The organism is Mycobacterium simulans (genome assembly GCF_900232995.1).
In the GTDB taxonomy this organism is placed as follows: Bacteria; Actinomycetota; Actinomycetes; order Mycobacteriales; family Mycobacteriaceae; genus Mycobacterium; species Mycobacterium simulans.
In genome coordinates this window covers 1-1038 of record NZ_OCVX01000088.1, presented here as the reverse complement: position 1 = coordinate 1038, position 1038 = coordinate 1, and the positions used below count along the sequence as shown (strand labels likewise).

The 1038-nt window shown below is 60.8% G+C and carries 2 protein-coding genes; both read right to left on the bottom strand.

All coding sequences use genetic code 11. From position 1 onward, the window contains the following. Positions 1–97 precede the first annotated feature (97 nt). On the bottom strand, positions 98–310 hold the full coding sequence (locus MSIMFI_RS27390) for a hypothetical protein (protein ID WP_224770496.1): 213 nt from the start codon (positions 308–310) through the stop codon (positions 98–100). Positions 311–343: 33 nt separating this feature from the next. Then, positions 344–670: a PE family protein gene (locus MSIMFI_RS27385; protein ID WP_191500052.1), complete on the bottom strand. Its 327-nt coding sequence runs from the start codon at positions 668–670 to the stop codon at positions 344–346. Between the last annotated feature and the right edge of the window lie 368 nt (positions 671–1038).

Genomic DNA, 1038 nt, shown 5'->3' with positions numbered 1-1038 from the left:
CGGCAAAACCGGCGCTGCGACACACCACGCACCATATGCAACGACACCGACAACTACCGGATGCGACGCTGTTCGCCTGGCCGGATTCCCCCGGCGGCTAAAGCCGCCGGTCCCCCCCGGCCGCAACTGATGGGGACCGTTCAATGCGGCGGCACAACCGTCCCCGCTGCAGATGATGATGGAACCGCCGCAGGCTGTCGACGTCGATCGCGTGGTTGTACACCCAGGCACCTTGCAACAGGCCGGTAGCTCCTGTTGCTTGCTCCCCGAGAAACATGGCCTGGTCGGCCAGATCGATTACATTGTCCATATTGCTATTCCTCGCCACGTTGAATCGAATTCGTCATTTCGTGAAGCTGGGCAATGAAAAGGAGCCGAACACCAAGGTGGCGGCGGCCTCGTCGACCTCGGTATAGGTTTGCGCAATCTGGGTGAACGCCGAGCCGGCCCGCATGAGCTCTTCCTGGGCGGCCTGGTTCAGCGCAAGCAGCGAGGCCGCCTCCGTGTGAAACGCCATTACTGCCTGCAACGACACCTCGTCGGCCCCGGCGGGCGCTAGCCCGGTCATCGACATCGACGCCTTCGCGGCCTCCTCTAGGCAGTTGGTACCGATGTTGACGACTTGTGCGCCAATGTCGGCAACGACGGGGTGAAATGACATTGATTGCATTTGTGTACTCCTCGATGGCGTAGCGCCGACATTTTCTGCCTGGCGTCGAAGGCGGCGGAATGGCCATTAGTGAATGGCTTTTCGGCTGGCACCAATTCATCTCTGCACCGCAGGCTGCGCGAGCATTGTTGGTATCTGTGAGCCCGAAACTACGGCGCTGGGACGCGGGTGTCGTGCTTGTGGGCGATAGTCGGACTAAGCGGCGATTTCCGGGTTTTGCGCATTGTGCTCACGGGTGGGCGATGGTTGGGTGGGTCACAGTTTTTGCGGGTGGGCCGATGCTGAGGGGGCTTAGAATTGATCCATCGTCGTGCGCATCGGGCCGGTCGGTGCGCAAAAATCGGTAGGAGCAGCAGGTAGATGGATTC

Bases quoted from the DNA above. Each gene is read 5' to 3' on its own strand.
- MSIMFI_RS27390 (WP_224770496.1), bottom strand. From the start codon at position 310: ATGGACAATGTAATCGATCTGGCCGACCAGGCCATGTTTCTCGGGGAG.
- MSIMFI_RS27385 (WP_191500052.1), bottom strand. From the start codon at position 670: ATGCAATCAATGTCATTTCACCCCGTCGTTGCCGACATTGGCGCACAA.